Source organism: Nocardia implantans, assembly GCF_035544775.1.
GTDB lineage: Bacteria > Actinomycetota > Actinomycetes > Mycobacteriales > Mycobacteriaceae > Nocardia > Nocardia implantans.
This window is the reverse complement of the sequence record NZ_JAYKYQ010000006.1, coordinates 349,353-375,963: the sequence shown is the minus strand read 5'-3', so window position 1 is coordinate 375,963 and position 26,611 is coordinate 349,353. Positions and strand designations below refer to the sequence as shown.

Annotated in this window: 36 protein-coding genes; 24 read left to right on the top strand and 12 right to left on the bottom strand. The window is 65.3% G+C overall.

Annotated elements, in window-relative coordinates; all coding sequences use genetic code 11:
- Positions 1-21: 21 nt before the first annotated feature.
- Complete coding sequence (locus tag U3653_RS17130; protein WP_323124520.1) at positions 22-2,070, bottom strand: M13 family metallopeptidase; 2,049 nt, start codon at positions 2,068-2,070, stop codon at positions 22-24.
- Between the two features lie 336 nt (positions 2,071-2,406).
- On the opposite strand from U3653_RS17130, the gene rplN reads away from it, so the two are divergent.
- From rplN to U3653_RS17105, 5 genes are all read left to right on the top strand, one after another.
- On the top strand, positions 2,407-2,775 hold the full coding sequence (gene rplN / locus U3653_RS17125; RefSeq protein ID WP_067807954.1) for a 50S ribosomal protein L14: 369 nt from the start codon (positions 2,407-2,409) through the stop codon (positions 2,773-2,775).
- A gap of 1 nt (position 2,776) precedes the next feature.
- Entirely contained in the window at positions 2,777-3,094 is a 318-nt protein-coding gene (gene rplX / locus U3653_RS17120) for a 50S ribosomal protein L24 (RefSeq protein ID WP_039795507.1), read from the top strand.
- Position 3,095: 1 nt separating this feature from the next.
- A complete protein-coding gene (gene rplE / locus U3653_RS17115; RefSeq protein ID WP_067807951.1) occupies positions 3,096-3,659 on the top strand; it encodes a 50S ribosomal protein L5 in 564 nt (187 codons plus the stop codon).
- 4 nt (positions 3,660-3,663) lie between these two features.
- Entirely contained in the window at positions 3,664-3,849 is a 186-nt protein-coding gene (locus tag U3653_RS17110; protein ID WP_067807946.1) for a type Z 30S ribosomal protein S14, read from the top strand.
- 399 nt (positions 3,850-4,248) lie between these two features.
- Positions 4,249-5,802 carry an acyl-CoA carboxylase subunit beta gene (locus tag U3653_RS17105; protein ID WP_195080372.1) on the top strand — a complete coding sequence of 518 codons (1,554 nt, stop codon included), beginning with the start codon at positions 4,249-4,251 and terminating at the stop codon, positions 5,800-5,802.
- 267 nt (positions 5,803-6,069) lie between these two features.
- On the opposite strand, the gene U3653_RS17100 is transcribed toward U3653_RS17105, so the two are convergent.
- The gene (locus tag U3653_RS17100; protein WP_195080373.1) at positions 6,070-6,729 is read right to left on the bottom strand and encodes a DUF8020 domain-containing protein; all 660 of its coding nucleotides are present in this window, start codon (positions 6,727-6,729) and stop codon (positions 6,070-6,072) included.
- A gap of 592 nt (positions 6,730-7,321) precedes the next feature.
- The gene (locus tag U3653_RS17095; protein ID WP_494338308.1) at positions 7,322-7,720 is read right to left on the bottom strand and encodes a hypothetical protein; all 399 of its coding nucleotides are present in this window, start codon (positions 7,718-7,720) and stop codon (positions 7,322-7,324) included.
- Here U3653_RS17095 and U3653_RS17090 point away from each other — a divergent pair.
- From U3653_RS17090 to U3653_RS17070, 5 genes are all read left to right on the top strand, one after another.
- A complete protein-coding gene (locus U3653_RS17090; RefSeq protein WP_323124519.1) occupies positions 7,682-7,813 on the top strand; it encodes a hypothetical protein in 132 nt (43 codons plus the stop codon). The two genes, U3653_RS17095 and U3653_RS17090, sit on opposite strands and share 39 nt — an antisense overlap.
- A gap of 61 nt (positions 7,814-7,874) precedes the next feature.
- Positions 7,875-8,189, top strand: a complete 315-nt coding sequence (locus U3653_RS17085) for a WXG100 family type VII secretion target (protein WP_195080375.1) — start codon at positions 7,875-7,877, stop codon at positions 8,187-8,189.
- Positions 8,190-8,199: 10 nt separating this feature from the next.
- Complete coding sequence (locus U3653_RS17080; protein WP_195080376.1) at positions 8,200-8,499, top strand: WXG100 family type VII secretion target; 300 nt, start codon at positions 8,200-8,202, stop codon at positions 8,497-8,499.
- Positions 8,496-9,809, top strand: a complete 1,314-nt coding sequence (locus tag U3653_RS17075; protein WP_195080377.1) for a polymorphic toxin type 24 domain-containing protein — start codon at positions 8,496-8,498, stop codon at positions 9,807-9,809. The genes U3653_RS17080 and U3653_RS17075 overlap by 4 nt, the downstream gene beginning before the upstream one ends.
- Positions 9,809-10,222, top strand: a complete 414-nt coding sequence (locus tag U3653_RS17070) for a hypothetical protein (protein WP_195080378.1) — start codon at positions 9,809-9,811, stop codon at positions 10,220-10,222. Before U3653_RS17075 ends, U3653_RS17070 begins: the two co-directional genes overlap by 1 nt.
- A gap of 649 nt (positions 10,223-10,871) precedes the next feature.
- Here the strand turns inward: U3653_RS17070 and U3653_RS17065 are convergent.
- Together U3653_RS17065 and U3653_RS17060 are read right to left on the bottom strand one after the other, a co-directional pair.
- The gene (locus tag U3653_RS17065; RefSeq protein WP_195080379.1) at positions 10,872-11,078 is read right to left on the bottom strand and encodes a DUF397 domain-containing protein; all 207 of its coding nucleotides are present in this window, start codon (positions 11,076-11,078) and stop codon (positions 10,872-10,874) included.
- Positions 11,068-11,967 (bottom strand): helix-turn-helix domain-containing protein, encoded by a 900-nt coding sequence (locus tag U3653_RS17060; protein WP_195080380.1) that lies wholly within the window; start codon positions 11,965-11,967, stop codon positions 11,068-11,070. Before U3653_RS17060 ends, U3653_RS17065 begins: the two co-directional genes overlap by 11 nt.
- Positions 11,968-12,722: 755 nt before the next feature.
- Here U3653_RS17060 and U3653_RS17055 point away from each other — a divergent pair.
- Both U3653_RS17055 and U3653_RS17050 read left to right on the top strand, forming a co-directional pair.
- Positions 12,723-13,253, top strand: a complete 531-nt coding sequence (locus tag U3653_RS17055; RefSeq protein ID WP_195080381.1) for a hypothetical protein — start codon at positions 12,723-12,725, stop codon at positions 13,251-13,253.
- A complete protein-coding gene (locus U3653_RS17050; protein ID WP_195080382.1) occupies positions 13,250-13,459 on the top strand; it encodes a hypothetical protein in 210 nt (69 codons plus the stop codon). Before U3653_RS17055 ends, U3653_RS17050 begins: the two co-directional genes overlap by 4 nt.
- 187 nt (positions 13,460-13,646) lie before the next feature.
- Here the strand turns inward: U3653_RS17050 and U3653_RS17045 are convergent, their stop codons facing one another.
- Genes U3653_RS17045 through U3653_RS17035 form a run of 3 tightly spaced genes read right to left on the bottom strand, consistent with a single transcriptional unit; the run spans position 13,647 to position 15,017 of the window.
- Positions 13,647-14,105: a type II toxin-antitoxin system VapC family toxin gene (locus U3653_RS17045; protein WP_323124518.1), complete on the bottom strand. Its 459-nt coding sequence runs from the start codon at positions 14,103-14,105 to the stop codon at positions 13,647-13,649.
- Positions 14,102-14,350, bottom strand: coding sequence for a ribbon-helix-helix domain-containing protein (locus U3653_RS17040; protein WP_195080383.1), 249 nt, complete (start codon positions 14,348-14,350; stop codon positions 14,102-14,104). The genes U3653_RS17045 and U3653_RS17040 overlap by 4 nt, the downstream gene beginning before the upstream one ends.
- A 55-nt stretch (positions 14,351-14,405) precedes the next feature.
- Positions 14,406-15,017 (bottom strand): Uma2 family endonuclease, encoded by a 612-nt coding sequence (locus tag U3653_RS17035; RefSeq protein WP_323124517.1) that lies wholly within the window; start codon positions 15,015-15,017, stop codon positions 14,406-14,408.
- Between the two features lie 325 nt (positions 15,018-15,342).
- Here U3653_RS17035 and rpsH point away from each other — a divergent pair, with 325 nt between their 5' ends.
- From rpsH to map, 9 genes are all read left to right on the top strand, one after another.
- Positions 15,343-15,741 carry a 30S ribosomal protein S8 gene (gene rpsH / locus U3653_RS17030; protein WP_039795549.1) on the top strand — a complete coding sequence of 133 codons (399 nt, stop codon included), beginning with the start codon at positions 15,343-15,345 and terminating at the stop codon, positions 15,739-15,741.
- A gap of 12 nt (positions 15,742-15,753) precedes the next feature.
- On the top strand, positions 15,754-16,293 hold the full coding sequence (gene rplF, locus U3653_RS17025; RefSeq protein WP_067807914.1) for a 50S ribosomal protein L6: 540 nt from the start codon (positions 15,754-15,756) through the stop codon (positions 16,291-16,293).
- Positions 16,294-16,295: 2 nt separating this feature from the next.
- Entirely contained in the window at positions 16,296-16,703 is a 408-nt protein-coding gene (gene rplR / locus U3653_RS17020) for a 50S ribosomal protein L18 (RefSeq protein WP_323124516.1), read from the top strand.
- Positions 16,704-16,773: 70 nt separating this feature from the next.
- A complete protein-coding gene (rpsE, locus tag U3653_RS17015; RefSeq protein ID WP_039795557.1) occupies positions 16,774-17,433 on the top strand; it encodes a 30S ribosomal protein S5 in 660 nt (219 codons plus the stop codon).
- Positions 17,433-17,612 carry a 50S ribosomal protein L30 gene (rpmD, locus tag U3653_RS17010; RefSeq protein WP_039795559.1) on the top strand — a complete coding sequence of 60 codons (180 nt, stop codon included), beginning with the start codon at positions 17,433-17,435 and terminating at the stop codon, positions 17,610-17,612. The genes rpsE and rpmD overlap by 1 nt, the downstream gene beginning before the upstream one ends.
- 1 nt (position 17,613) lies before the next feature.
- Entirely contained in the window at positions 17,614-18,057 is a 444-nt protein-coding gene (gene rplO / locus U3653_RS17005; RefSeq protein WP_039795561.1) for a 50S ribosomal protein L15, read from the top strand.
- 173 nt (positions 18,058-18,230) lie between these two features.
- A complete protein-coding gene (secY, locus tag U3653_RS17000; protein ID WP_195045194.1) occupies positions 18,231-19,553 on the top strand; it encodes a preprotein translocase subunit SecY in 1,323 nt (440 codons plus the stop codon).
- On the top strand, positions 19,550-20,095 hold the full coding sequence (locus U3653_RS16995; protein ID WP_067807905.1) for an adenylate kinase: 546 nt from the start codon (positions 19,550-19,552) through the stop codon (positions 20,093-20,095). Before secY ends, U3653_RS16995 begins: the two co-directional genes overlap by 4 nt.
- 29 nt (positions 20,096-20,124) lie before the next feature.
- Positions 20,125-20,922, top strand: a complete 798-nt coding sequence (gene map, locus U3653_RS16990) for a type I methionyl aminopeptidase (RefSeq protein ID WP_195080385.1) — start codon at positions 20,125-20,127, stop codon at positions 20,920-20,922.
- 435 nt (positions 20,923-21,357) lie between these two features.
- Here map and U3653_RS16985 read toward each other — a convergent pair whose 3' ends face one another.
- The 4 genes from U3653_RS16985 to U3653_RS16970 all read right to left on the bottom strand — a co-directional run bounded on the left by U3653_RS16985 (position 21,358) and on the right by U3653_RS16970 (position 24,949).
- Positions 21,358-22,155: a class I SAM-dependent methyltransferase gene (locus U3653_RS16985; protein WP_195080386.1), complete on the bottom strand. Its 798-nt coding sequence runs from the start codon at positions 22,153-22,155 to the stop codon at positions 21,358-21,360.
- 38 nt (positions 22,156-22,193) lie between these two features.
- Complete coding sequence (locus U3653_RS16980; RefSeq protein WP_195080387.1) at positions 22,194-22,625, bottom strand: DUF4254 domain-containing protein; 432 nt, start codon at positions 22,623-22,625, stop codon at positions 22,194-22,196.
- Positions 22,622-23,080 (bottom strand): DNA-directed RNA polymerase subunit beta, encoded by a 459-nt coding sequence (locus tag U3653_RS16975; RefSeq protein WP_195080388.1) that lies wholly within the window; start codon positions 23,078-23,080, stop codon positions 22,622-22,624. The genes U3653_RS16980 and U3653_RS16975 overlap by 4 nt, the downstream gene beginning before the upstream one ends.
- A gap of 345 nt (positions 23,081-23,425) precedes the next feature.
- A complete protein-coding gene (locus tag U3653_RS16970) occupies positions 23,426-24,949 on the bottom strand; it encodes a hypothetical protein (RefSeq protein ID WP_323124515.1) in 1,524 nt (507 codons plus the stop codon).
- A 166-nt stretch (positions 24,950-25,115) separates the two neighbouring features.
- On the opposite strand from U3653_RS16970, the gene dtd reads away from it, so the two are divergent.
- The 3 genes from dtd to U3653_RS16955 all read left to right on the top strand — a co-directional run bounded on the left by dtd (position 25,116) and on the right by U3653_RS16955 (position 26,582).
- Entirely contained in the window at positions 25,116-25,559 is a 444-nt protein-coding gene (dtd, locus tag U3653_RS16965) for a D-aminoacyl-tRNA deacylase (RefSeq protein WP_195080389.1), read from the top strand.
- 184 nt (positions 25,560-25,743) lie between these two features.
- Complete coding sequence (locus U3653_RS16960) at positions 25,744-26,067, top strand: hypothetical protein (protein ID WP_195080390.1); 324 nt, start codon at positions 25,744-25,746, stop codon at positions 26,065-26,067.
- A 20-nt stretch (positions 26,068-26,087) separates the two neighbouring features.
- Positions 26,088-26,582 carry a YbaB/EbfC family nucleoid-associated protein gene (locus U3653_RS16955; protein WP_195080391.1) on the top strand — a complete coding sequence of 165 codons (495 nt, stop codon included), beginning with the start codon at positions 26,088-26,090 and terminating at the stop codon, positions 26,580-26,582.
- Positions 26,583-26,611 lie beyond the last annotated feature (29 nt).

Below are 26,611 nucleotides of genomic sequence, written 5' to 3'. Positions count from 1 at the left end.
TCGAATGCGCGATCGGAAGGCTCAGAAGGTCACTCGCTGATCGGGCGGCATGTACAACTTGTCGCCTTCCTTCACATCGAAGGTCTTGTAGAACTCGTCGAGGTTGCGCACGACCTGATTGCAGCGGAATTCGTTGGGGGAGTGGGTATCGATGCCGAGGTAGCGGACGGTGAGTTCCTTGGTCTGCTTCTCGCGCCAGCTGCGGGCCCAGGACAGGAACATGGTGCGGTAGTCGGGATTGTCGATGCCCCTGCGCTTCTCGGCGATGCGGAAGGCGGCCAGGGTGATCTGGAGTCCGCGCAGATCGGCGAGGTTCTCGCCGACGGTGAGTTCGCCGTTGACGTGCTGGTTCGGCTCCAGGCCCTCCGGGACGAGCGCGTTGTACTGGTCGACCAGCTGCTTCGCCTTGGCGTCGAACGCGGCGCGGTCCTCCGGCGTCCACCAGTCGCGGCGATTGCCGTCACCGTCGTACTTGGAGCCCTGGTCGTCGAAGCCGTGGCCGATCTCGTGCCCGATGGTGGACCCGACCGCGCCGTAGTTGACGGCGGGCAGGGCGTCCTTGTCGAAGAACGGCGGCTGGAGGTAGGCGGCGGGGAAGACGATCTGATTGGAGGTCGCCAAGTAGTAAGCGTTCACCGTCTGCGGCGACATGCCCCATTCGGTCTTGTCGACCGGCTTGCCGAGTTTGGCGAATGCGCGCTTGGTCTCGAATTCGTTGATGGCGAGCAGTGATTCGATGAGCTTGCCCTTGGTGATCTTCAGCTTCGAGTAGTCGACCCACTTGTCCGGATAGCCGATCTTCGGATCGATCTTGTCCAGCTTCGCCAGCGACGCGGCCCTGGTGGCGGGGGACATCCAGGTCGAATTGGTGAAGTTCTCGCGGTAGGCCGCGATCACGTCGTCGAGCATTTCCTTGGCCCGTTCCTTGGCCTCCGGCGGAAAGTGCTTGGCGACATACAATTTCCCGAGCTGCTCGCCCAGCTTGTCGTCGACGATGCTCACGCCGTACTTCCAGCGTTCCGGGCGCTCGTCCTGCCCGTTGAGGATCTTGCCCTTGAACTCGAAATTCGCGTCGTTGACGGCCCGGGGCAAGTAGGGCGCGAACTCCCGCAGCACACTGAGCTTCAGGTAGTCACGCCACGTGGCGATATCGACTTCCGACCACAACTGTCCCGCCGTCGTGAGGTAGGACGGTTGGCCCACCACCATGGTCGCGAACAGCTCACGGGGACGATCGGTGTTACCGGCCAGCCACGGATCCCAGTCGAACCCGGGGGCGAGGGCGGTCATGTCCGCCCAGCTGTAGACGTTGTAGGTCGCGTCGACGTCGCGGGTGCGGACGTTGTCCCAGTGCCCGGGGGCGATCCGTCTCTCCAGGTCGAATACCCGCTGAGCCATACCCGCCGGATCGGGGAAGCCCGCGGCGGCCGCGATGCGTTCGAGGAACACCCGGTACTGCGTGAGCACCTCCGCGTACTCCGGCTTCCGGTAGTACTGCTCGCCGAGTCCGAGGCCGGATTGGCCGACCCACGGGAGGTAGGCGTTGGAATTCTTCCGGTCGACGGCGATGCTGATGCCGATCAGCCCGCTGATCGGCAGCTCGGCCATCACCTTGGCCAACTCCGGCTTGGTGGCCGCGCCGTCGATCTTGGCCAGCAGCGGCGCCAGCGGCGTCATGCCGAGCCGTTCGATCTCGTCCCAGTCCACCCTGGCGTCGTAGAGATCCCTGATCTGCTGTTCTTCCGAGCCGGGCTTCGGGTCTTTGATGCCGTCGATGATCTCCCGCAACTGCTGCTCGGTGCGTTCGCCCGCCTCGCTGCCCGAGCCGTAGCTGACCTTGTCCGGCGGCAGTTGGTACTCCCGCAGCCACTTCCCGTTGACGTGCCGGTACAGGTCGTCCTGGGGCCGGATCGCCTCGTCCGCTCCGCTGAGATCCACGCCGGTGAGCGTGCGGCTCGCGGGTTCGGCGTCGTCCGAGCACGCGACCAGCGCTGCGGCGGCCGGGACGGCTCCGAGGGCGATCAGGAAGGCACGACGATCCAGCTTCGCTGGCCGACCGGTAGATGTCACGAGAATCCTCTCCCCGACGCGGCGGTGCCGCTGATGTACGAAGGCAGCCTTGCAGGACACGAGGCTACCGGCGCCGCGCCGGACCGGCCGGGATTGGGGAACGGGTAGCGGCGCGTGGCCCCGATTTGGGAACGACCTGCGGATTCCCCTACACTAGACCGGTTGCCTGCGGGAGCTGTGCCCGCAATCCGGCAGTGAACCCCCAGAGGTTGGTTCCGCGTTTCTGGCTCGAACCGAGAAAACCGCTGGCAGGCGCGCGTCCGGAGGGCAACCGACCATGCCCGTCGGGTCGGCAATCCGGCGTGCACATACGTCCAGGTCAAGGAGGACGCTGAAGTGATTCAGCAGGAGTCGCGACTGCGCGTCGCCGACAACACGGGCGCGAAGGAGATCCTTTGCATCCGCGTTCTCGGCGGTTCGTCGCGTCGCTATGCCGGTATCGGCGACATCATCGTCGCTACCGTCAAGGACGCCATCCCCGGCGGCAACGTGAAGCGGGGTGACGTCGTCAAGGCCGTCGTCGTGCGCACCACCAAGGAGCGCCGCCGTCCGGACGGTTCCTACATCCGTTTCGACGAGAACGCGGCCGTGCTCATCAAGGCGGACAACGACCCGCGCGGCACCCGCATCTTCGGCCCGGTCGGGCGCGAGCTGCGCGACAAGAAGTTCATGAAGATCGTCTCGCTGGCCCCGGAGGTGCTCTGACATGAAGGTGCACAAGGGCGACACCGTGCTCGTCATCTCGGGCAAGGACAAGGGTGCCAAGGGCAAGGTCATCCAGGCCTACCCGAAGGAGAACCGGGTTCTCGTCGAGGGCGTGAACCGGATCAAGAAGCACGTCGCGAACTCCGCCAACCAGCGCGGCGCCTCCTCGGGCGGCATCGTGACCCAGGAAGCCCCCATCCACGTCTCCAACGTGATGGTCGTCGACTCCGACGGCAAGCCGGCCCGCGTCGGCTACCGGACCGACGAGGAGAGCGGCAAGCGGGTCCGGATCTCCCGTAAGAACGGGAAGGACATCTGACATGACCACGACCGAAAAAGTGCAGCCCCGGCTGAAGCAGCGCTACCGCGAAGAGATCAAGGACGCGCTGAACAAGGAATTCGGCTACGCCAATGTGATGCAGATCCCCGGCGTGGTGAAGGTCGTCGTCAACATGGGTGTCGGCGACGCCGCCCGCGACGCGAAGCTGATCAACGGCGCCGTCGAGGACCTGGCCCTGATCACCGGTCAGAAGCCGCAGATCCGCAAGGCGACCAAGTCCATCGCGCAGTTCAAGCTGCGTGAGGGCATGCCGATCGGCGCCAAGGTCACCCTGCGCGGCGACCGGATGTGGGAGTTCCTGGACCGCCTGGTCTCCATCGCGCTGCCGCGTATCCGCGACTTCCGCGGCCTGTCGCCGAAGCAGTTCGACGGCAACGGCAACTACACGTTCGGCCTGAGCGAGCAGTCGATGTTCCACGAGATCGACGTCGACAAGATCGACCGCCCGCGTGGTATGGACATCACCGTGGTGACCACCGCGACCAACAACGAAGAAGGCCGTGCCCTGCTCAAGCACCTCGGCTTCCCGTTCAAGGAGAACTGAGCACATGGCTAAGAAAGCACTGGTCAACAAGGCCAACGCCAAGCCGAAGTTCGCTGTCCGCGCCTACACCCGCTGCCAGCGCTGCGCCCGCCCCCACGCGGTCTACCGCAAGTTCGGCCTCTGCCGCGTGTGCCTGCGCGAGATGGCGCACCGCGGCGAGCTGCCCGGCGTGCACAAGAGCTCCTGGTGAGCTCGCGCTCCTCGTGAGCGCACTTGAATAGCAAGACGCCGAGGGCACGGACTCATACTGAGTCCGTGCCCTCGCCTTTCATGGAGGCGCTTACACCGCGGCAACACTGATCGGACGCGGTTTCCCGCCGCTGACGCCGCCGTCGAGTGTTCGACCGAAGGTGGAATCCTGCGCCGGCTCACCGTCGGCCGCCGCGACCGTGCCTTCGAATCGCCCGAAACGATCATCGCCATGCAACGGCGTCTTGCCAGTCCTTCGTTCCCCTGACTGTCGAGGATCTGATGTGTGGCCGACCTCGGCTGTGATTTGTCCGGGATATCCAGTTCGATGACACGTTTTGTGTCGATAACGCTTAACGTCGCGGGGGCACAACAGTTGGTTCGGAAGGTGGCGGCGAGCGTGACAGGTACCGAGGCGAAGCTCGAGGAACTGGTCAAGATCCTGACGATTGCTGCGGAACCGGCGGGTGAGGCCGGTGTCGCCAAGCGGGAGAAGAAGGGCGTTCCGAGCGTTCGCCAGCGTGTGAACATGCTGCTCGACCCCGGGACATTCATCGAGACCGGTGCGTTGGCTCGTCAGCCCGACCGACCGGATGCTCTCTACGGTGACGGGCTGGTCACCGGTCGCGGCCTGATCGGGGGCCGTCCGGTGGTGGTGATCGCCCACGATCAGACCGTGTACGGCGGGTCGGTCGGTATCACGTCCGCCCGAAAGTTCATGCGGGCGCTGCAACTCGCGTTCGACAACGCATGCCCGGTGGTGACGATCAATGATTCCGGCGGTGCGCGTATCCAGGACGCGGTGGGTTCGATCGCTTCGTTCGGTGATATTTCGCGGGTGTTGGAGAAACTGTCCGGGTATGTGCCGCAGGTGTCGATCATTCTCGGCAAGTGCGCGGCGGGTTCGGTGTACGGGCCGATCAACACCGACGTGCTCATCGGCACCAAGGATTCCTACATGTTCGTCACCGGGCCGGAGGTGATCAAAGCCGTCAACGGTGAGGACATCACCGCCGAGGAGCTCGGGGGCGCCGAGGTCCAAGCCAAACGCGGCACCCTGCATCACGTGGCCGACACCGAGCAGGAAGCCTACGAGTGGGCGCGCAACTACCTGAGCTACATGCCGACGAGCTGTCTCGAGCAGCCGCCGATCGTGAACCCCGGCCTGGAGCCGGAGATCACTGCTACCGACCGGGAGCTCGATACAATCATCCCGGATTCCGATCGCGCCGGTTACGACATGCACGAGATCCTGCTGCGGATTTTCGACGACGGTGAATTCCACGAGATCCGCGCCGCGTTCGCCCCGAATCTGATCACCGGGTTCGCCAGGGTCGACGGTTATCCGGTCGGTGTGATCGCCAATCAGCCGCTGGTGCTGGGCGGTTCCATCGACGCCGCCTGCTCGGACAAGTCGACCTACTTCATCCGGCTCTGCGACGCGTTCAATATCCCGCTGGTGTTCGTCGCGGACACCCCGGGCGTGCTGCCGGGCCTCGAGCAGGAAGCCAACGGTGTGATCATCCGCGGCGGGCGGGTACCGCGCGCGATCATCGAGGCGACGGTCCCGATCATCAACCTGGTCGTGCGCAAGTCTTACGGTGGCGCCTACGGCATGATGGCGGCCCGACAGGTGGGCGCCGATATCAGTTTCGCCTGGCCGACGGCCCGGATCGCGGTCATCGGCGCCGAGAGCGCGGTCGACCTCATCGGCAAGCGGCAATTGGCGGCGGTGCCCGAGGAGCATCGGGCAGCGGCGCGCGAGTTCATGATCAACCAGTACAACGAGACGATCGCCACCCCGTGGATCGCCGCCGAACGCGGCTACATCGACGCGGTCATCGAACCGTCGCGGACCCGTCTGGAGATCCGGAACGCGCTACGCCTGTTGCGGGACAAGCCGCCGGTCAAGCCGGAGTTCAACCCGCGCAAGCATCCGGTGTACCCGATGTGATCTCCCGTTGACTCCGCAGCTGGGCGTATGGCACGCCGAACGCGGTCACACCGACAGGTTGCCGGAAGAGGCATCTGGCGACCTCCTCGACCGATGTCAGCCCTGAGGTCACCGGTAATCGCGGACGCGACAGAGCCCGCGCGGCTGTGTGACCACCGAGCGTGCGCCAAGTAGCGAACCATGGACGACCAGAAGCAAGGCGCTGCGGCGGATCGTGTCCGCCGCAGCGCCTTTCGCGTTTCACCTCAGCAGATCAATCGCTGATTGTCAGGGCAGCACCTGCGGAATGACATCCGGCGCGACCGTACCCACGACCGCGCCGACCACGGCACCCAGGATGGCGGTGGTCACCACGCCGACCACGGCGCACAGCGCGTAACCGACCACGAAGATCGCCAGGGTCGGAATGCAGGTGATAAGGGCGGCGACCGCACCGACGCCCGCGCCCGCGGCCGCACCGTTCATGACCGGATCCGGGTACTGCGCGCCCGGATTGGTCGCGATGTCCTTCAGTTCCGCGCCCGTCGCCGCCGAGACCTCAGGTGTCGTCACCGACAGCGTGCGGCCGTCTTCGGACACCTTGGCATCCAGGGCGATGGTGGTACCGGACGGCGTGGCCAGCGTGCGCGGAAGCTCGGTGACCGCCGCGCCGGCCTTGTCCACGACCTTGATCGAGGCATCGCCGAGCTGAAACGTGCCCGCGTCCAGCGTGGCGGACACGCTGCGCAGGTCCGGCGCGACCGTGGTGCGGTAGCCGATGTCCGCGGACGTGCCCGACGTAGAAATCGCCTGCGCCAGCTGCGCCTGCTGCTCGGCGTAGTTGGTGGCCGATGCGGCTCCGGCACCGGCGAACGTAGTCGCCACGGCCAGCGGCAGCGCACCGATGAGCGCCTTCCGACCGACCCGAATTGCAGCGCGATAGACCATTGAATTCATTCTCCTCCCCGACCCCCGACACCCCCACGTGGACGAATCGAACGTCGTTTCGTGTGATGTGAACGCACTATTGGTAGCGATCGCGCGACCGTCAAGGCAAACCTTGTGAGATTGTCCACAACGTGGAACCGATTGAGCGACACGGTAATTGGGTTCGAAATGAGATCTCGGCAAACTGAAAGCAATGTTTTCGCCGACCCAGCCGTCGCCTCGGGCGACTGCGGGAAGCTCTCGTTTCGGCCCATCGAGACGCACTGCTCCCGGCCCACGTGTTGATATCGTTCAGTGCGTCCTCGGTCTACCTGTGCGTATGGGCGTCGCGCAGCAATTCGATACTCCAGCCGGACGCGTGATCAGTCGAGTTGGCGGCGATGTCGCCGGTGCGGAGGGGTGAAGGTCGGCGGCGCCAGGTCGACCAAAAGCAGCCGGTGCCAGAGGCCGTGAGCGGGCTGCTGGATCAGGACCAAGAACATGTGCCGAATCCTGCTGCGAGTAGCGGGGATCAGCTCGGCCGTTGTGGTGCTGGTGTGTTGCGAAGAGGGCCGACTTCGACCTTCGGCCCCCCATCGACTGCCGCCGCAAACTACCAGCAGTAGCGGTACGGCCCGCTGTTGTGGCACTCCTCCTGGTAGTCCCACTGGTCGGGAACATCGGAGTTGGGAATCGACGCGCCCGCAGCACCGCCGACCGCCATGCCGCCGATTACACCGACGATCAGGCTCACCGGCAGGCTGATCGGAAGCAGCAGTCCACCCGCGGCGATGCCGACGACGAGGCCGACAATGGTGCCGCCGACGCCGCCGATCAGACCGCCCATCGCGATGCCCGCCTCGATGCTGCGCTGCCGTGGCGAGGTCTTGCGCCAATAGCCGACCTCCTGGGCGGAGACATCGGCGACCAGCGTGGTGCCGTTGACGTCCACACGCGGCTCCAACGTGATCACGTGCTGGTCGAACGTAAGCGCGCGCGGAACGCTCGCGATGGAGCTGCCGTCGGCGGCGGCGATGTCGATCGTGTCATCGGTGACGCGGAAGATCCCCTCTTCGTGTTGGCGGATGCCACATCCGATCAGTGACGGCCGCAGCGCGACTCGGGTACATTCGATTGAATCATTCGCTGGTAGAGAGGGCAGAGGCGTGGCGGGGGAACAGCCATCACTGTCGATCGATACCGCTGAGGTCAAGGCGTTGGGACGCTTGGCGTTCGATGTCGCCACACAATGCCGGGACGGGTACTCGGCGCTGGAGACCGATGTCCGGGACATGCTGGGAAGCTGGACCGGTAGTAACGCAGGCGCTTTCGCGGCCGGGTGGGAAGAGTTCCATCAGGGTGCGGTGCGGGTGTGGGATGCGTTGTTCGAGTTGGCGGAGAAGCTGGGGATCACCGCGGACACCGTGCGCGGCGCCGATCAATCATTCGCGGCGGGCGTCAGCTCGCTCGATCTGCCCTGAGGGGGACCGTATGTCCGATGAACAGGCGTTTTCGGTCGATCTCGACAAGCTCGAAAACTTGGCCGCCAGAATTCGAGGCTTCGCGGGGTTGCTTTCCGATCAGCTTGCGGCGATCGACCAGAAAGTCAAGGAGGTCGATGCCGCGTCGGCCGGTGCGGCAATGGCGGCCTACCGTGAGGCGCACGGCGAATGGCTGAGGGGCGCTACGGATATCCGAGAAGGGCTCACTGCTTTGGAGGAGGCCGTGAAGCTCGCCCACGACGGCTATACCGGTGCTGTCGCCGAGGGATTGAGGATCCTCGGGGTATGACGGCTCTGGCTGTCGATCCGAAGGCTTACTACCAAGCGGCCATCAACTGCTTCGACGCCGCATCCGCGCTGCGGGACAGCTTTCTGTACATCTTCGCGGAGCTGTCCGAATGCGGATCGATGGCGGGTGTGGACGAGAACGGCCAGGAGTGGGCGCGCTCGTACAACACCTCCGCCTACGAAGCGGTGGGATTCTTCCAGGACGTCCACTCCACGCTGTACGCGTACGGCAGCGCCCTCAACGACATCGGGTTCACGCACGCGCAAGCGAACGCCACCATGAAGGGCGCACCGCAGCCGGACCGGCCCACGGACCCGGGAATGCCTGTGTTCGGCCCGTTCTCGGTCCCGGCTTCGGCTGGTGGCCCTGGTCAAGGGATCGTCGACAAGGGCATCAATATCATCAGCCACATCGGCATTCCCGTTCCCGACGGCGACACCGGAAAGCTCGCCAAGGCGGCCGACGCGTGGGACCGTCTCGGCACGATCTATCAGAACACGAACGCCCGCGACAAGATCACGATCGCGGCGAGTCTGTTCGACAGTGTGACCGCCGACGACGCGGGCCATATTCGAGACGACCTCAAATCCCTGGCCAACTCCATCGACCAACTGCTGACCGCCTGCACCCAGACCAGCCAGTCCTGCCTCGCCTACAAAGACGCGCTGACCGAACTCCGCGCCGAGATCGAGGGCTTCTTGAAGTCGCTCGCCACCGATCTCGCCATCGACGCCGCGATCACCATCGGCCTCTCTCTGATCAGCTTCGGAGCGGGAGCGGTCACCGCAGGAAAGGCGCTGCTCACGGTGCAGAAGTGGGCCGGAAAGATCAAAGACGGCATCGTCGCCTGGCGTGCGCGCAAGGCGCTCCAGATCGCGGGCGTCAGACAAGAAGCGAAAGACGCCGTTGTCAAAGCCAGGAAGGTAGTCACCGATCTGCGTGATCGATTGCGGAGGAAGGCTGACGACGCAAAAAGGCCTCCGGCGAAGTCGCTCAAGAACGAACTCGACAACGCGCAGACTTGGACCGGAGGAAATCTGCCAACCCAGAATGGGCCGCCGAATGGATACTTGGTCAAACGCGATCCCCAGGGTAATATAACGAACTATTCGTACTATGACAGTGACGGAGTCGCGACGAAGCGGGTCGATTTGACTGGCGATTCCCATTACAACAAGGCGACGGGGCAAACCATTCCAACACCTCATGTCGTCGAAATTCAGAAGTATGTGAAACCGGAGACCGGCGAGATATTCGCTCGCACCGATAGAAACAATGTCCGGGCTGCGCTACCCGAGGAGATTCCATAGTGGATACAGGTGATGTCGATACCGAACTGTCGTCGATATTGGCGCGCTCCCGCAGTGGTGATCCCGCTGTGAGAATCGAAGCAATTCCTGACCTCGGGCGGTATATCCACTTCAGCAGTGCGCGACAACGGCTCCAACAGATAATGCTCGAGGACGAGATCGTGACCATGCGAGTCGACGCTGCCGAGCAACTCGTTCGCGCTGGCGGGGAAGACGGATTGCTCGAGGTTCTAGCCGAACTGGGTCGGCGCCGAAATGATCCTGATATCGACTACACTGCTTATATGCTGAGCGAGCTCGATAATTTTGAGGAATTTCCTGTGCTTCGCAATGCTTTGGCTATCGATAAGTCCAGGTTGTCGCGTGACGCTGCTGTAGGTCTGAATAATCTGCGTGAACTCATGGACAAATGAAGAGTCGGAATTTTCACCCGGGGTTGTGCGGTGTGCACTTGCTATGACGAGAAGCTGGAGAACTTCCTTCTATGCAATGTAGCGGACGATTGGGCTCCGATCGGAGAGTTCGACGGGCCGATTGAAAAAATCGCAGCGCAAGAATACTCGCGCAGTTATGTGCTCCGTGTTATCGAAGAATTGGCGAACGAAGGATTACATCGAGTTCGGAGCCCTTCCTGGAGATGGCAAGGGGTGGGAGCCCTGGAATGTCGGTGCGGAGGAAGCGATCAGGCGGATCTCCGATGGTTATAACGGGGTGCCCGGATACCTGAGCATCGCTGAGAGCGAGATCGGCTCCAGTGAGATCTTCCGGGCGAGAATAACCGAAAGTGGCAGACGGCGGTTGCGGGACCTGGGCGATCCGTACGAGAACTATGGCGATCCTTGGGCGGACGATCCCTACTTGCATGCGTGAGAAGGTGGGTTGCGGCTTCTTCTTCGGTTGCAGGTCCCGCGAGTGGCACGCCAGTGAGAGGTCTGCTCGTGTTTTGCCGCAGCCATGTGCCACTCGTGGGCGTCGGCGGGGCCGCTGATTGCCGGGGTGGATTCGTTGGCGTGTTGGGGAGTGTCCAGCCCGGCGGCGGGGTGCGGCTGGTCTCGAAGGGATTCAGCTGTAAGGGAAGTGGCCGTTTTTGGTTGCGGACAGGAAGGTGTCCCAGGCGGTGGGGGTGAAGGTCAGGGCGGGGCCGGTCGGGTTTTTGGAGTCGCGCATGCCGACTGTGCCGTTGGTCAGGTGGGCGATCTCTACGCATTGGCCGTTGGATTCGCTGAAGCTGCTCTTGAACCAGCGCGCTCCGGATAGGTCAGCGGTCACCGTCAAAACTCCTTGCTGCCCGGCGGAGCAGATCGCGCGTGGTCTTCTCGTCCAGGGCCGTCTGTCGGATGGCGTCGGCCATTTCAGTGTAACGCTGTACCAATTCGGGCCTTTCCAGGTAGAGATCACTGCTCATCCCGCCGTCGAGGTAGACCACCGGAGGTTCGATCGGTCTTCCTCTGCTGTCCGTGCCGAAGTCCAGGAGCACGAACGAGCCGTGCAAGATGCCGCGCGTGTATCCGGCCGAGTACGGGTGGATTCGCAGAGTGACGTTCGGCCGGGTGCTGACATCGGCTAGGTACCGATGTTGTGCGGCCATCACCTTCGGCCCGCCGACCACCCGGTAGACCGCTGATTCATCGAGAAGCACGTGAAGGTCCACCGGGCGGGTCTTGCGGGTGACCGCCACTTGCCTGTTGAGGCGAAGACGCACTCGTTGCTCGATCTCCTCGTGAGGACCGTCGTGCAGAAAAGCGCCGATCAGTGCGCGGGCATACTCGGCGGTTTGCAGCAATCCAGGGACCTGCACCGCATAAGAAGTGAGCCGCTGAGCCGACCGTTCCATCCCGACGTACATGTTGAAAGCATCCGAGAACAGTCCGCCGAGCGGCGTGATGCCGTCCTCGTCTCGCGCCGTCGCCGCGCGCGACGCCAGTCCCACCGCCTGTTCGGTCTGCTCGGCGGTCACCTCGTAGAGCATGCACAGTTCGCGCACGTCCTGGCGGCGTGGTTTCACCGCTCGTCCGGTTTCCAGGCGTTGTAACCCGTTGAAGCTGAGTTGAACTTCCTTCGCGGCGATGGCGATCGTCAGGCCGCAGCCCTCACGCGCCTCGCGCAGGAATCTGCCGAGCTGGCGGCGCAGCAGCGTCGGCGACTCGACTTCGGTCATCGGCTTTCCCCCAGGTGAATGAATCCAGCACACGGTCTGAACTGCATCCATTGATACACCGAAGTTCGATGCCGTCCAGGGCTTTCGGCGAAGTTGTCGGGAATACGCGAATCAGGTCGAAGTGGGCCCTGCCCGGCTGGTGTGCTGTGCCTGCGCCGGGCCGCTGAACAGGGATTTGTCGGTTCGGAAGCGGCGAGCGATCCGCGATAGGCGCACATCGGACTCATTCGACGGCAGGGGAACACCATGCAGGAAGGCTCCTTTCGAGACACCCCCACCACCAGGTGCGCGTACTACCGCCGTATCGGCGGACTCGCCGCTGGCGTGGACCCGCACACCGGACGCATCACGGTCCCGGCTGGGAGCGTGTGGGGATTGGGGATGGCGGCGTATCTCGGCCACGAGGTCCGCGAGGAACTGCGGCGGCGGGGAAGCGCTACCGGACCGATCGTGTCGTACCCGAGGTCGGGCTGCTGGGTCTTTCTCGTGCGTCCCGATCTTCCGGACTCGACCGCCGTGTTCGCCCAGTTGTATCGGGCTGGTGTCACGGTCTACGCCCACGGTCGGGTGATCGCGTTGCCGTCGCCGACTGATCGCCCACCTGCGGTACGGCATTGGGTCGAGGCGCCTCGGGACGGTTTCCGCCCCTCGGCGATGGTGGTGGTCGCGGCGATCAGCCGATGCCTTCCGCCGAGAGCGATCAACCTGTCCGCGTTCGGTTTCCCCGGAGTGTCCACGTCGGCGAGGGGAGTTCGGTGACATCCGACTCGCGAATTCCTCCGAAAGAAAACCGGATTCATGTGCTGCGCCTGCCGGACACCCGTGCCTTCTTCGATATCTTCAACGCCCGCACCTCGCCGGCGGATGCGCTGATGGTGTCGGCCGTGGGGCTGCTCGGCGTGTGGGTCCGGCATTACGAGACCCGCAAGCTCGGCCATCCGATGAGCCAGCGTTTGGCATATTTGATGGACCTGCATATCTGGGCCATCGACCGATATGTGGAAGACTTGCTCGAAACGGCGTGTCACCGGCCTGCTGCGGACGCCGAGGAGATGCATTACTCCTACGACGAGCTGGTCAGCCTGCTCACCGCGGATTTCGTGCGCTGCCGCCGAGAGGAACGGCAACCCGGCGGAATCACCGAGGACCAGGTGCTCCACCACGTCCGGCACTGGGACGGGTTCAACGCCATGGTGGACGCGGTAGCCGCCGGTCGAGCGCGTCCGAAAATTCCGCGCAACACGGAGCCCGCGCCTGCCGCCGCCGAGTCGCGGGAGAGGGCATGACCACCCCGCGCCCGGAGGAGCCCGATGTCCACCTGCGCGTGCTGCTCGGCGGCCTGAGTCTCGACTTCGCCGCTTGCCATACCGCAGCCGTGCGGTTCATCAAGGAGTGGCGTTCGGTGCGCGCTGCTGCCGACCTCATCGTTGTACCTGGCGGTACCGCCGGGCTGCCGCGTTTGCCGTGCGAGCGCCTCTACTTGCAACCGTGAAGACGGGCGCATCCCAAGCTGCGGACCAATCCTCGACCCGGGCACAACCACCCCCGTGTGAATGGGACCGCGAGTGGCGCACCATCGAGAGGCTTACTCGGCTGATGGCGCAGTGGTGTGCCACTCGTGAGTCAAAACTGTGGGCGTCGAGTGCGCGGGAGGGTTGAGCCAGGGGCGGTCCGTGCAGCTATAGATCGTCCGGTAGTACGCGGAAGGATTTGTGCTCGGTGAGCGGGGTCACCGCGCGGAAGTCCCTCCGGTCGAGTGTGAGGACTTCGTTGGTCTCGTAGTCGGCGGCCAGGGCGACTGTCACGGCGTCCGCGAGATCCAGACGCAGGTCGGGATAGAGCCTGCGGACGGCGTTGGCCTGCTCGAGAACGTCGGCAGTCACCACAGCGACTTCGAAGTGCTCGGTACGCGCCTGGGCGGTGAGATCTTCGATCATCTCCGTGGAGACGCGCGGACCGAGTTCCCGGCGTGCGACGTGGTCGACCTCGGCGAGAACCAGGGGCGACAGGACCACGAGCCCAGCGTGTTCGAGTACCCGAAAGGCGCCGTCGCTGTCCGGTGACGAGGTGTCGAATGCGGCGATGAGTCCGGAAGTGTCGGCGAAAACGATTCCCGGTCGCTCGAAGTCCGATGTCACCGGCGGTCTGCGTCGTCGCCGAAGTTGTCGGCGAGGATGTCGTCGACGCGTTCGGCCAGAGTGGGATCGCCGCTCGCGAAACGCCTCAAACGCAATGGTTCGGATCGGCGGCGCACCCGCATCGCGGCCAGATGGATTGCATTACGGATGATCTCCGCCTCACTGACATCACTCCGTGCAGCGGCTTCTTTGATGACGGCTAAATCTTCAGCGTCGGCGTAAACCATCGTGCGCTTGAGGGGCATATGAGTATTGTGGCATATATGCCGGGGTCTGGAACTCAGGCAGCGTCCATCCGTGTCAGAACTCCAACTCCGACCAGGGGATGTGGATGGGGAACGGGAAGTCGATGGTGATGGCGTCGGAATCGTTCGGTGACCATTCGTCGATCAGGAGATAGTTCGTCGGATAGAGCGGGCGTACGCCGGGTGGGAGCTCGCCGTGGACGGTTTCCAGGGCGTACGCGCGGACTGTCGCGATGGCCCTCTTCTTACGCGCGAGCGTCACCTCCCAATACCAGGGGATGCCCCCATCGGCGTATCGCCGCTGCTCCTCGTGCGGATCGATTGCGATGTTCGCCGGAGAACTGATGTGGCCGACAAGCAGTACGTCATCGGCGCGGATGTCCTGGTAGGGGGTATCGAGGCGGCGGTAGACGAGGACGTCGGGGGTGGCGAAGTCCGACTTGCCGGTCTTGCCGAAGAAGACGTTGGTTTCGAAGTCGACGCGCCACCAGCTTTGTGGCTGCTCGGCCATGCCATCGCGGGCGCAGCGCTTGAGTGCGCTGGTCAGCGCGAATGTGAACGCTTGATATTCGGCGGGTCCCCGCTGTCGCCAGACGACGCGCCCGTTGCGGAGTTCGATCTGTCCGGCGATCTCCTCGGGTAGCTGCTCTAGCTCCTCCCAGGTCATGGACTCCGGAAGGTCGGGTCGTTCGACGCCTGGGCTCGACATAGGCCCATGTTAGCCCGGCTAAGGGCTATTTCCGCTGGTCATGAGTCCAGCGAAGCGGGCACCTCACCGACCCCGATTTTGCCCCGGTGAACCCCTTGCCTACACTAGAGCGGTTGCCTGGGCACCTCCATGCCCGCATGCGTGCGCCCGGGTGATCGAACCTCCTCCGGTCGGCAAGGGTCGGCCGGACCATCCGAATTGTCGTAGGCCCACCGCTGGACATGCCGATGCGCATGGCGGCGCTGCATGGGAACCGCGGCGAGAAAGGTGTCTAGGTCGAACCATGACCATGACTGATCCGATCGCAGACTTCCTGACACGTCTGCGCAACGCCAACTCGGCGTACCACGATCAGGTGAAGGCTCCGCACTCGAAGCTCAAGGCGAACATCGCCGAGATCCTCAAGCGCGAGGGTTACATCGCCGACTACCGGACCGAGGACGCACAGGTGGGCAAGACGCTCATCGTCGACCTCAAGTACGGCCCGAGCCGTGAGCGCAGCCTCGCCGGCGTGCGCCGTGTCTCGAAGCCCGGTCTGCGCGTGTACGCGAAATCCACCAACCTGCCCAAGGTGCTCGGCGGCCTCGGCGTGGCGATCATCTCCACGTCCTCCGGCCTGCTCACCGACAAGCAGGCGGCCAAGCAGGGCGTGGGCGGCGAAGTCCTCGCTTACGTCTGGTAAGGGAGCAGGACTATGTCGCGTATTGGTAAGAAGCCCATCGCCGTCCCTGCGGGCGTGGATGTCACCATCGACGGCCAGGACGTCTCGGTGAAGGGGCCCAAGGGCACCCTGTCGCTCACCGTCGCCGAGCCGATCACCGTCGCCAAGGGCGAGGACGGCCAGCTCGAGGTCGCCCGCCCGGACGACGAGCGCCGCAGCCGCGCGCTGCACGGCCTGACCCGCACCCTCGTGTCGAACATGATCGTCGGTGTGACCCAGGGCTACGAGAAGAAGATGGAAATCTTCGGCGTCGGTTACCGCGTCGCGCTGAAGGGCCAGAACCTCGAGTTCGCCCTCGGCTACAGCCACCCGGTGCCGATCGAGGCTCCCGAGGGCATCACGTTCGCGGTGGAGTCGCCCACCAAGTTCTCCGTGTCCGGGATCGACAAGCAGAAGGTCGGCCAGATTTCGGCGGTCATCCACGGCCTGCGCAAGCCCGACCCGTACAAGGGCAAGGGCATCCGCTACGCCGGCGAGGTCGTTCGCCGCAAGGTCGGAAAGACGGGTAAGTGATCATGGCGCAAACCGAAAACCAGAAGGCCAAGCGCATCCCCCTGGGCAAGGACGTGGCGACCCAGCGTCGCCTGTCGAAGGTGCGCCGTCACCTCCGCCTGCGCAAGAAGGTCGCCGGCACCACCGAGCGCCCGCGCCTGGTGGTCAACCGCTCCTCGCGGCACCTGCACGCGCAGCTGGTCGACGACTCGGTCGGCAAGACCATCGCCGCCGCGTCGACCATCGAGGCCGACGTGCGTGCGCTGGACGGCGACAAGTCGGCCAAGAGCAAGAAGGTCGGCGCCCTGCTGGCCGAGCGTGCCAAGGCCGCCGGTATCGAGGCCGTCGTGTTCGACCGTGGTGGGCACGACTACCACGGCCGGATCGCCGCACTGGCCGACGCCGCTCGCGAAGGTGGGTTGAAATTCTGATGCGTAGCCTGCGAAGCATCCAGGAAACACAGCTGAGCGTTCAGCTGATCATGAACGGAAGGAACGTCTGATGCCGGGACGTCAGAGGCGTGACGGCGGAAGCGGACCCGCCGGACAGAATGGCAGCGCCCCCGAGGGCGGCCGCGGCGACCGTCGCGGTGGCGGCGACCGTCGGGGCGGTGGCGACCGTCGCGACAACGCCGCGGAGAAGAACCAGCTCGAGCGGGTCGTCGCGATCAACCGCGTCTCCAAGGTCGTGAAGGGTGGTCGGCGCTTCAGCTTCACCGCCCTCGTGATCGTCGGTGACGGCAACGGCCTGGTCGGCGTCGGCTACGGCAAGGCCAAGGAAGTTCCCGCGGCCATCCAGAAGGGCGTCGAAGAGGCTCGCAAGAACTTCTTCCGCGTCCCGATGATCGGCTCCACCATCACGCACCCGGTTCAGGGTGAGGCGGCCGCCGGTGTGGTCATGCTGCGTCCGGCTTCGCCCGGTACCGGTGTGATCGCGGGCGGCGCGGCCCGTGCCGTGCTGGAATGCGCCGGTATCCACGACATTCTGGCGAAGTCGCTCGGTAGCGACAACGCCATCAACGTCGTGCACGCGACTGTCACCGCCCTCAAGCAGCTGCAGCGTCCGGAAGAGGTCGCGGCCCGCCGTGGCCTGCCGCTCGAGGACGTCGCCCCTGCGGGCATGCTGCGTGCGCGCGCCCAGGCTGCCGGAGGTGTCAAGTAATGGCAGATCTCAAGGTGACCCAGATCAAGAGCTCGATCGGCGCCAAGAAGAATCAGCGGGACAGCCTTCGGACCCTCGGTCTGCGCGGTATCCGCAAGACCGTGGTCCGCGAGGACAACGCCCAGAACCGCGGGCTGATCAACGTCGTGCGCCACCTCGTGACCGTTGAGGAGGTCTGACATGACCATCAAGTTGCATCACCTGCGTCCGGCTCCCGGCGCCAAGACCGAGAAGATCCGTGTCGGTCGCGGTGAGGGCTCCAAGGGCAAGACCGCGGGCCGTGGTACCAAGGGCACCAAGGCGCGCAAGAACGTCCCCGCCGCCTTCGAGGGCGGGCAGATGCCGATCCACATGCGGCTGCCCAAGCTGAAGGGCTTCACGAACCCGTTCCGCACGGAATACCAGGTCGTGAACGTCGGCAAGATCGCGAAGCTGTTCCCGGAGGGCGGCGAGGTCGGCAAGGCCGAGCTGGTGGCCGCAGGCGCGGTTCGCAAGAACCAGCTGGTCAAGGTCCTCGGCGATGGTGAGATCGGCGTCGCGGTCCAGGTGACCGCGGACAAGGTCACCGGCGCGGCGAAGGAGAAGATCACCGCCGCCGGTGGCACCGTCACCGAGCTGGGCTGACGGTACTCTGCATGACAGCGGCGCCGGACGAGTGAGCAGCTCGTCCGGTGCCACTGTTAGAGTTCAATTGTTGTCTGCCCAAGCCTCGTCGTGGTTTTCGGCGTCCCATCAGTGTCGAGCAGGGACATCGCTGAACATCCATGTCATGACCATGTCGTTCGCCAGGAGGATCAGTGCTTTCCGCCTTCGTATCGGCCTTCCGGACTCCGGACTTACGGCGGAAGATTCTCTTCACGCTGGGGTTGATCGCGTTGTACCGGCTCGGTGCCTCGCTGCCGTCCCCCGGCGTCGACTACAAGGCGGTCCAGGAGTGCATCGACCTGGTCTCCGGCGGTGAGTCCGGCGGCATCTACCAGCTGATCAACCTGTTCTCCGGTGGTGCGCTGCTGCAGCTGTCGGTCTTCGCGATCGGCATCATGCCCTACATCACCGCGAGCATCATCATCCAGCTGCTCACCGTCGTCATCCCGCGGTTCGAGGAACTGCGCAAGGAAGGCCAATCCGGCCAGACCAAGATGACGCAGTACACCAGATACCTGTCGATCGCCTTGGCGATCCTGCAGGCCACCGGTCTGGTCGCGCTCGCGGCCCGCCGCCAGCTGCTGCAGGGCTGCCAGAAGGACATCCTGGCCGACACCAGCATCTTCGGCATGATCATCATCGTGCTCGTGATGACCGCGGGCGCGGCGCTGGTGATGTGGTTCGGCGAGCAGATCACCGAGCGCGGCATCGGCAACGGCATGTCCCTGCTGATCTTCGCGGGCATCGCCGCCCGCATCCCGAGCGAGGGCAAGGCGATCCTGGACAGCCGGGGCGGTCTGGTCTTCGGTCTGGTGTGCGTCGCCGCGCTGGCGATCATCACCGCGGTGATCTTCGTCGAGCAGGGCCAGCGCCGGATCCCGGTCCAGTACGCCAAGCGCGTGGTCGGCCGGAAGATGTACGGCGGCTCCTCGACCTACCTGCCGCTGAAGGTGAACCAGGCGGGTGTCATCCCGGTCATCTTCGCCTCGTCGCTGCTGTATCTGCCGAACCTGATCGCGCAGCTGACCGGGTCGCAGAACAACCAGAATCCGAGCTGGTGGCAGGAGATCATCCAGAAATACCTGGTGAATCCGGGCAACCCGGTGTACATCGCGATCTACTTCAGTTTGATCGTGTTCTTCACCTACTTCTACGTCGCGATCACCTTCAACCCGGAGGAGCGCGCCGACGAGATGAAGAAGTTCGGCGGCTTCATCCCGGGCTACCGTCCCGGCAAGCCGACCGCCGACTACCTCAACTTCGTCCTGAGCCGCATCACCCTGCCCGGCTCGATCTATCTCGGTCTGGTGGCGGTGCTGCCGAACCTGTTCCTCGACATCGGCGCCTCCGGCGGTACGCAGAACCTTCCGTTCGGCGGTACCGCGGTGCTGATCATGGTGAGCGTCGGTTTGGACACCGTGAAGCAGATCGAGAGCCAGCTGATGAATCGAAATTACGAAGGGTTCCTCAAGTGAGAGTTGTACTGCTCGGTCCGCCGGGCGCCGGTAAAGGCACCCAGGCCGTCCTGCTGTCGGAGAAGCTGGGCGTTCCGCACATCTCCACCGGGGACCTGTTCCGCGCGAACATCAGCCAGCAGACCCCGCTCGGCCGCGAGGCGCAGAAGTACCTCGACGCGGGCGACCTGGTGCCGAGCGACGTGACCAATCGCATGGTGGAGGCGCGGGTCAACGAGCCCGACGCCGTCAACGGCTTCGTCCTGGACGGATACCCGCGCACGGTCGATCAGGCCGACGCGCTGGAGAAGATCCTCAAGGACATGAACACCAAGCTCGACGCGGTGCTGCGGTTCGTCGTGCCCGAGGACACCGTGGTGGAGCGGATGCTCGCGCGCGGCCGCGCCGACGACAACGAGAGCGTGATCCGCAACCGGCTGCGGGTGTACCGCGAGGAGACCGAGCCGCTGCTCGATCACTACGACGGCCTGGTCGTCTCGGTGGACGGCGTCGGCGAGGTCGACGACGTCAACGCGCGGGCGCTGCGCGCGCTGGGTCACTGAGCCGGTCGACGATGGAGCGCTGAGGCCGGATGGTCTTCAACCGCAAGAAGAAGGTCGTGCCGTTCCGGACGGCAGGCGAACTGGATGCCATGGCGGCGGCAGGCGCGATCGTCGGCCGCGCCTTGGTGGCCGTGCGCGCCGCTGCCAAGCCCGGGGTGTCCACCCTGGAACTGGACGAGGTCGCCGAGCAGGTGATCCGGGATGCAGGCGCGGTGCCCTCCTTCAAGGGCTACCACGGCTTTCCCGCGTCCATCTGCGCATCGGTGAACGACCGTGTTGTCCACGGGATTCCCACGGCCGAGGAAATCCTCGCCGAGGGCGACCTGGTCTCCATCGACTGTGGCGCGATTCTCGACGGTTGGCACGGTGATTCGGCCTGGACCTTCGGCGTCGGCACGATCATCGAGGCCGATCGGTTGCTCAGTGCGGCGACCAAGTCGTCGATGGAGGCCGGCATCGCGGCGATGCTGCCCGACAACCGGCTGACCGACGTCTCCCACGCCATCGAGCTCGGTACCCGGGCGGCGGAGAAGGAGCACGGGCGCGCCTACGGCATCGTCGACGGCTACGGCGGGCATGCCATCGGGCGCGAGATGCACCTCGATCCCTTCCTCGCCAACGAGGGGGAGCCGGGTAAGGGCCCGAGGCTGGTGGTGGGCTCGGTGCTGGCGATCGAGCCGATGCTCACGCTCGGCACCACCCAGACGAAGGTGCTCGACGACGACTGGACCGTGGTCACCGTGGACGGCAGTCGTGCGGCACATTGGGAGCACACGGTCGCCGTCACGGAGGACGGACCCCGGATCCTGACACTGCGTCCGGAGTAGCGGGCGGGCCGTCGGACGGTTCGGTTCGGTCACACTGCGCGGCGAGGAAACGAGCCGCACCGACGCCAGGATGCCCTGGTCGATCTCGCCGCGTCTCCGCGTGCCGACACCATGCGCCGACACGCCCCGGGCGATACCCAGCGTGCGCTGGATCGGTGACGTCGTTCCTTGCGCCCGCGTCCTTCGTGTCGAGCCGAAGCGGTGGGCCCGGTCGGTGCCCGTGCGGGGTGGAACGGTTACTTCTCCTTGGGTTTCGGGACTGTTCTGAACGATGCCGTCAGCGTATGGCCGCGCAGGCGAGGTTGACGTGAGTAGGCCGCTACTCGAATCGACTTGGCGCACTCCGCAGTTCGCTGCGATTCCGCCTGCATCGAGGGCTTCGTTGCAGGGTGGGCGGCGCTCTGGCCTGGCTATTTCGTATGCGTAAGTAGCCGTTCAGTCGGCGGGGCGCAGGATTGTCCGCAGTGCCAAGGTGACGATGGGCAGATCGAACTCGCCCTCCGCCGTCTCCGGCCTCTCGCGCAGATAGGCCATGATCCGACCGAGCACCTCGGCCCGCTCTTCGGGCGAGATGACCAGTGTGTGCGATTGCGTGCCGATGGTCGCGGTCAAAGACTCGGCGGTGCGCCGATACCGGTGCGGGAAGCTCGAACGCTCGAACTCGTGATCCCGGAACAACGGATGCGCGGGTAGAACCACTCGGCCGCCCGGCGGCTGTGCGGTGGACGCGCTGGATCCGGCCACTGCTTTCAGCCCGGCGACCCAGTCCACGGAGCTGTCGTCGGTGTTCCACAGGGCGGCGAAAACGCCGCCGGGCCGCAGGACTCTGCGCAACTCCGGATAGGACCGGTCCAAGTCGAACCAGTGGACCGCCTGTCCGGCGACTATCGCGTCCACGGAATCGTCCGGGAGCGGAATGTCTTCGGCCGTACCGGCGTGGGCGGTGACGTGCGGGAAGCGCCGGTGCAACTCACCGCGCATGTGCTCGTCCGGCTCGACGGCGATCACGGTGGCGCCTGCTTCGAGCAGGCCCTCGGTCAGCTTGCCGGTTCCTGCGCCGAGGTCGAGGACGGTCGGCGGCTGCCGGTGGGCGACGGCGGCCAGCGCCCAGCGGATGGCCGCGGCCGGATAATCGGGTCGGTGTTCGGCGTACGCGGCGGCGTGCGCGCCGAACGAACTCGCTCTCCTGGCGTGCAAGGCGAGCTTCTCGTCGTGGTCGTCCGGACTCCCCATCCGTTCGACTCTACGGATGGGGAGCCGCGCGCGGGAACCTAAGACGCGCCGGGCAGCCTGCGCACGCCCGCGCAGACCTCGGCGGCCAGGTCGTCGTAGCCGACGGCCAGTTCGGCCAAACGCTGCCAGGCGTCCCACAGATCCCATTCCGAAGCGCTGGCCAGCGCCGCGTAGGCGTTCGCGGTGAACTGGGCCAGGCGATCGATCACCGCGCCGACGGTCTCGGTGTGCACGTGCGCCGCGCCGTGGGCGGGGGGCAGTTGCACGGTGATCCACCGGTCGATGTCGCGAATCAGGCTCGCGCGCAACGCGTCTATCTCGTCGAGCGCATCGTGTGCCGCGCTCAACCTGCGTTCGTGCAACGTGGTGAGTTCGTGCGCACAACGCAGCAGCGGGTTGCTCTCCTGCATTTCGCCTCGGCAGGCTTGCAGCACTTGATGTTTCGCCGGAAGCACCGCGCCGGTGGTCATCGCCTGACCGTTCTGGTGCAGGACCGCACGGCATCGACGATGGATGAGCCCGCGGGACGGAAACCGTTCTCCGGAGGCACGATCCAGTGCCGGTAGTCGGCGTCGGCCGTCGCGGGGGACGGCAGGGCGATCTCGCCGCCGCTCGGCACGATCGAGACGTTCAGGCGGAACAGCTCGGCGAACAGGCGGACGTCGTCGGGTAAGTCGGGCCGGGTGAGGAACGTCCATCGTTTGGACCGGACGTGAGAGATGATCGGGCCCAACGCTATTCGGCGATGGACGAGATCGTCGCGCACCTTCTGCCCCAACGCGGCGGGCATCGTGATCGCGCCGACGAATCCGGCGCGCAGGACGATTCGGCCTATCTCCGGATGAACTCCGGCGGGCAGGTCGCAGGTGTGTCGATAGTAGGCGCATCGGGCGGTCGGGGTGTCCGCCAACGCCAGTTGGTCCATAGGGCCCTCGGGTAGCTTCGTGTGACTTTTTCCAAGCCGCCCGGACGGCGCTGCGGCATCGGTGCTGCGATCCGGTACATCGTGCGGGCGTTGTTTCAGTAGAGCACTCCATGGAGCGGATCAAACATTCCGTTCAATTAGTTCTCGAGAAATTCGTTTGCCTGCTGGTTACCCGTGAGTGCGGTAACCAGCAGGACGCGCGGCGCGACGGCGCGTTCAACTCGGAGTACGGTTTCCTGGTCAAATGACCTGTGGCGATGCGGGGCTGGCGCGCCGGGTATTTTGTTCACCGCCCCCCGCTGACGGATGTGCTACCTTGCCGCAAATCGGTGCGGCGACAGCGGATCAGGGTGTGGTGCGGAAGAACAGCACGCGGTCGCCGTGCTCGGACAACGGCGTGTCGGCAGTGATCTGGCGCAGGCCGCAATCCGGCAGGTAGGTGAGGTTGGCGAAGGCCTTCGTGTTGCCGAAGGCCGCGCGCAGTTTGCTCTCCGTCGCCCGATCGGGGTTGTACAGGGCCAGCGTCTCGAAATCCAGTGGTGCGAGCGGTTTGTCGAGGGGAGCCTGGCCGGCCGGACGGCCGAGCGCGGCGTACTGGGTGGCCGCGCCGCGCTCGTACCAGCACAACTCGTAGGCCACGTCCTCGGTGACCGTGATCGCCGCGACGGGCCAGTCCTGGGACAGGCGCAGTGCCAGCGGATGTTTCGCCACCGGGGTGAGTTCCCAGTTCAGGCTCATGACCGTCACCCAGCCACCGTAGGGCTGGTCGATCAGCACGATGTCGTCGCCGAGGGTGGTGGAGGTGTTCAGCTTCGGCTCACGGATCTTCCACTTCGACTCGGGGGTACCGAGATAGCTGTCCCGGTCGAGGGGATAGGCGTCGTCGACCGCGTAGGCCGCGATGATCGCTGCGCGCACCTGGGCGATGGCGTCCCGTTCCGGCAGGTAGACGCTGAGCGCGCCGAAGGTGGAACCGATCTGCACCGGCGTCGACGGCTGGTCCTGCTCGGTGCCCGGCGCGAGCGGGCGCAGGCCCACCAAGGCGAGCTTCCAGTTGATCTCCTCGACGGTCGAGAGGTCGCCGGAGGATTTGAACATGATCTGCTGCTGGGTGAGCCGTCCGGCTCCCTCCAGGGTGCGGCAACCCAATTCGACCAGGGCCCGGTGCGACTTGGGGGTGAGGTCCAGGTCCTGGATGCCGCAGGCGCGCAGCCGGATCGACATGCTGGTGGAGGTGAACGCGGCGTACCGCTCCCGGTACATCGCGATGGCCTGCTTGCGCGACCGGCCGACCATGAGAGTGCGCAGCAGCGTGCTCAAACTGGCCAGGTACTTGCCGGACAGCTCCGGGTTCGCCGCGGCCAAGGCGGCGCGGATGCGGGCCGCCTCCTCGGTCGCGGCCACGGCGGCGTCCTGGTCCAGCCTGCCCAGCCAGACACCGCACTTGGACAGGCCGTCGGCGCACGGGCCGGCGACCTCGGGATGCTCGCGCGCCACCTGCCGGTAGACGTCGCAGGCGCGCCGGATCGTCGTGGTGGCCAGTTCCCTGCGGCCGCTGTGCCGCGCCGCCTGTTCGAAGGAGCGCAGCGCGTCGTTCAACTCCCCGGCGAGGCGGGCGGTGAGCACTTGCCCCCTGGACAGCAGGCGCAGGCGGATCGCCACCGCCTCTTCGGCGGGCGCCAGCGCTTCGCGCGTGCGGTCGCGCGTCGAGCCGTTGTTCTTGGTGGCGATCAGCCCCTTGGCGAGTTCGCCGAGCGAGGTGGCCAAGCGCAATTCGGATTCGACCGTCCGGTCGAGGGCCGCATACCGATCCGCCGCGATCTGACGCTCCATCGCGTCCAGATCCATCGCGCTCCTCGTTTCCAGCATGATCCTCCGCCAACGCGCGGCAACCGCGCAACACAATCTTCTGCGCACCGAGTTTGTCACGGTTGCCGCCCGCGCGCACCTGTATCCCGCCAGGCAGACCGGGTTGTCCGGCGTGCGGTGACCCAGGCGGCCGTCACCGCATCGGCGGAAGGCATGATCGACGGTTGTGCGAGCCCTTCTACAGCGCGTGAGTTCGGCCCGGGTAACCGTCGACGAGCAGGTCGTCGGCCGGATCGACCCGGCTGCCGACGGCCTCCCGCACGGCCTGGTCGCCCTGGTCGGCGTCACGCACTCCGACACCGAGGCGACCGCGCGGGGATTGGCCGACAAGGTGTGGCGGCTGCGCATCCTCGACGGGGAGCGCTCGGCGGCGGATCTGGGCGCGCCGATTCTGGTGGTCAGCCAGTTCACGCTGTACGCGGACACCAAGAAGGGCAGGCGTCCGTCCTGGTCGGCGGCCGCGCCCGGCGCTGTCGCCGAACCCCTCGTCGAGCACTTCGCGCAGGCATTGCGCGAACTCGGCGCAACCGTGGCGACCGGGCGGTTCGGCGCGCACATGCGCATCGAGCTGGTGAACGACGGTCCGGTCACCGTGCTGCTGGAGCTGTGAGTCGCCGTCCTGCCCCGAAAATCGGGGGCGCCGAGCACATCTGACGGGCTCGCACCTGCTGGACCTGGGTGCGGAGCCTACCCGCAAACATCGAGGAATTTGCCGTTCATATTGGCGTCACTGGGGATTAGTCATCCGGTGTTACCGTGGATGGGAAGGACTCGAGGGTGGAGGAGCGGACGCGATGGCGGACAATGTCGAATTCGACGAGCATCTGTTCCGCAAGGCGGCCCAGAAGACGGGGCACGTCGAGGACCGGATCAACGGCATCATCGACAGATTGAGCGCGTCGATCGCCGCGCGCGGAAACTGCTGGGGCAACGATACTATCGGCCGCAACTTCGCCAACGGCCCCGACGGCTCCGGCGGTTACACCACGACCAGGGACAACCTGATCAAGGGCGCCCGCAACGTGGCCGGCACCTTCCAGAACTTCAGCGAAGGACAGACGAAGACCGCGAATCTGCTGCGCGACATGGAGCACGGCAACCGCGACGGTATCCGCTGATCCCGGGGGTGCACCGACCGATGACGAACGAGCAAGCCAAAGCGGAGCTGGCCGACATCCTCGACGGCGTCCAGGAACAGATGCGGATCATCGCGCGGTTGCAGCAGGAGCGCGCGGAATTGACCGGCCGCGCCACGGTGCGCGGCAAGCGGGTGACGGTCGTCGTGAATGCCGACAACACGGTAATCGACACCCAGTTCGGGCCGAATATCGAAGATCTCAGCCACGCCGAGATCGCCAAGGCCGTCACCGAGGCCGCGCAGCAGGCCAGTGCCGATGTGGCCCGGAAGACGCGAGAGCTGATGGCTCCCTTGGATACTCATCGTGCGCGCATGCCGAAGCTGTCCGACCTGGTGGAGGGCATGCCCGACCTGCGCGCGCCGGAACCCGTCCCGGCCCCGACGACGCCGCCGAACGCGCGGGAGCGCAGGGAGTTCTCCGACGGCAGCGGCATGCGCTTCACCGAGACCGTAGAGCGCGATCGTGGTGGATCGGTCACCGATTCCAGCTGGTGAGCTCGGTGGCCGCACCGGGCCGTCGAGGT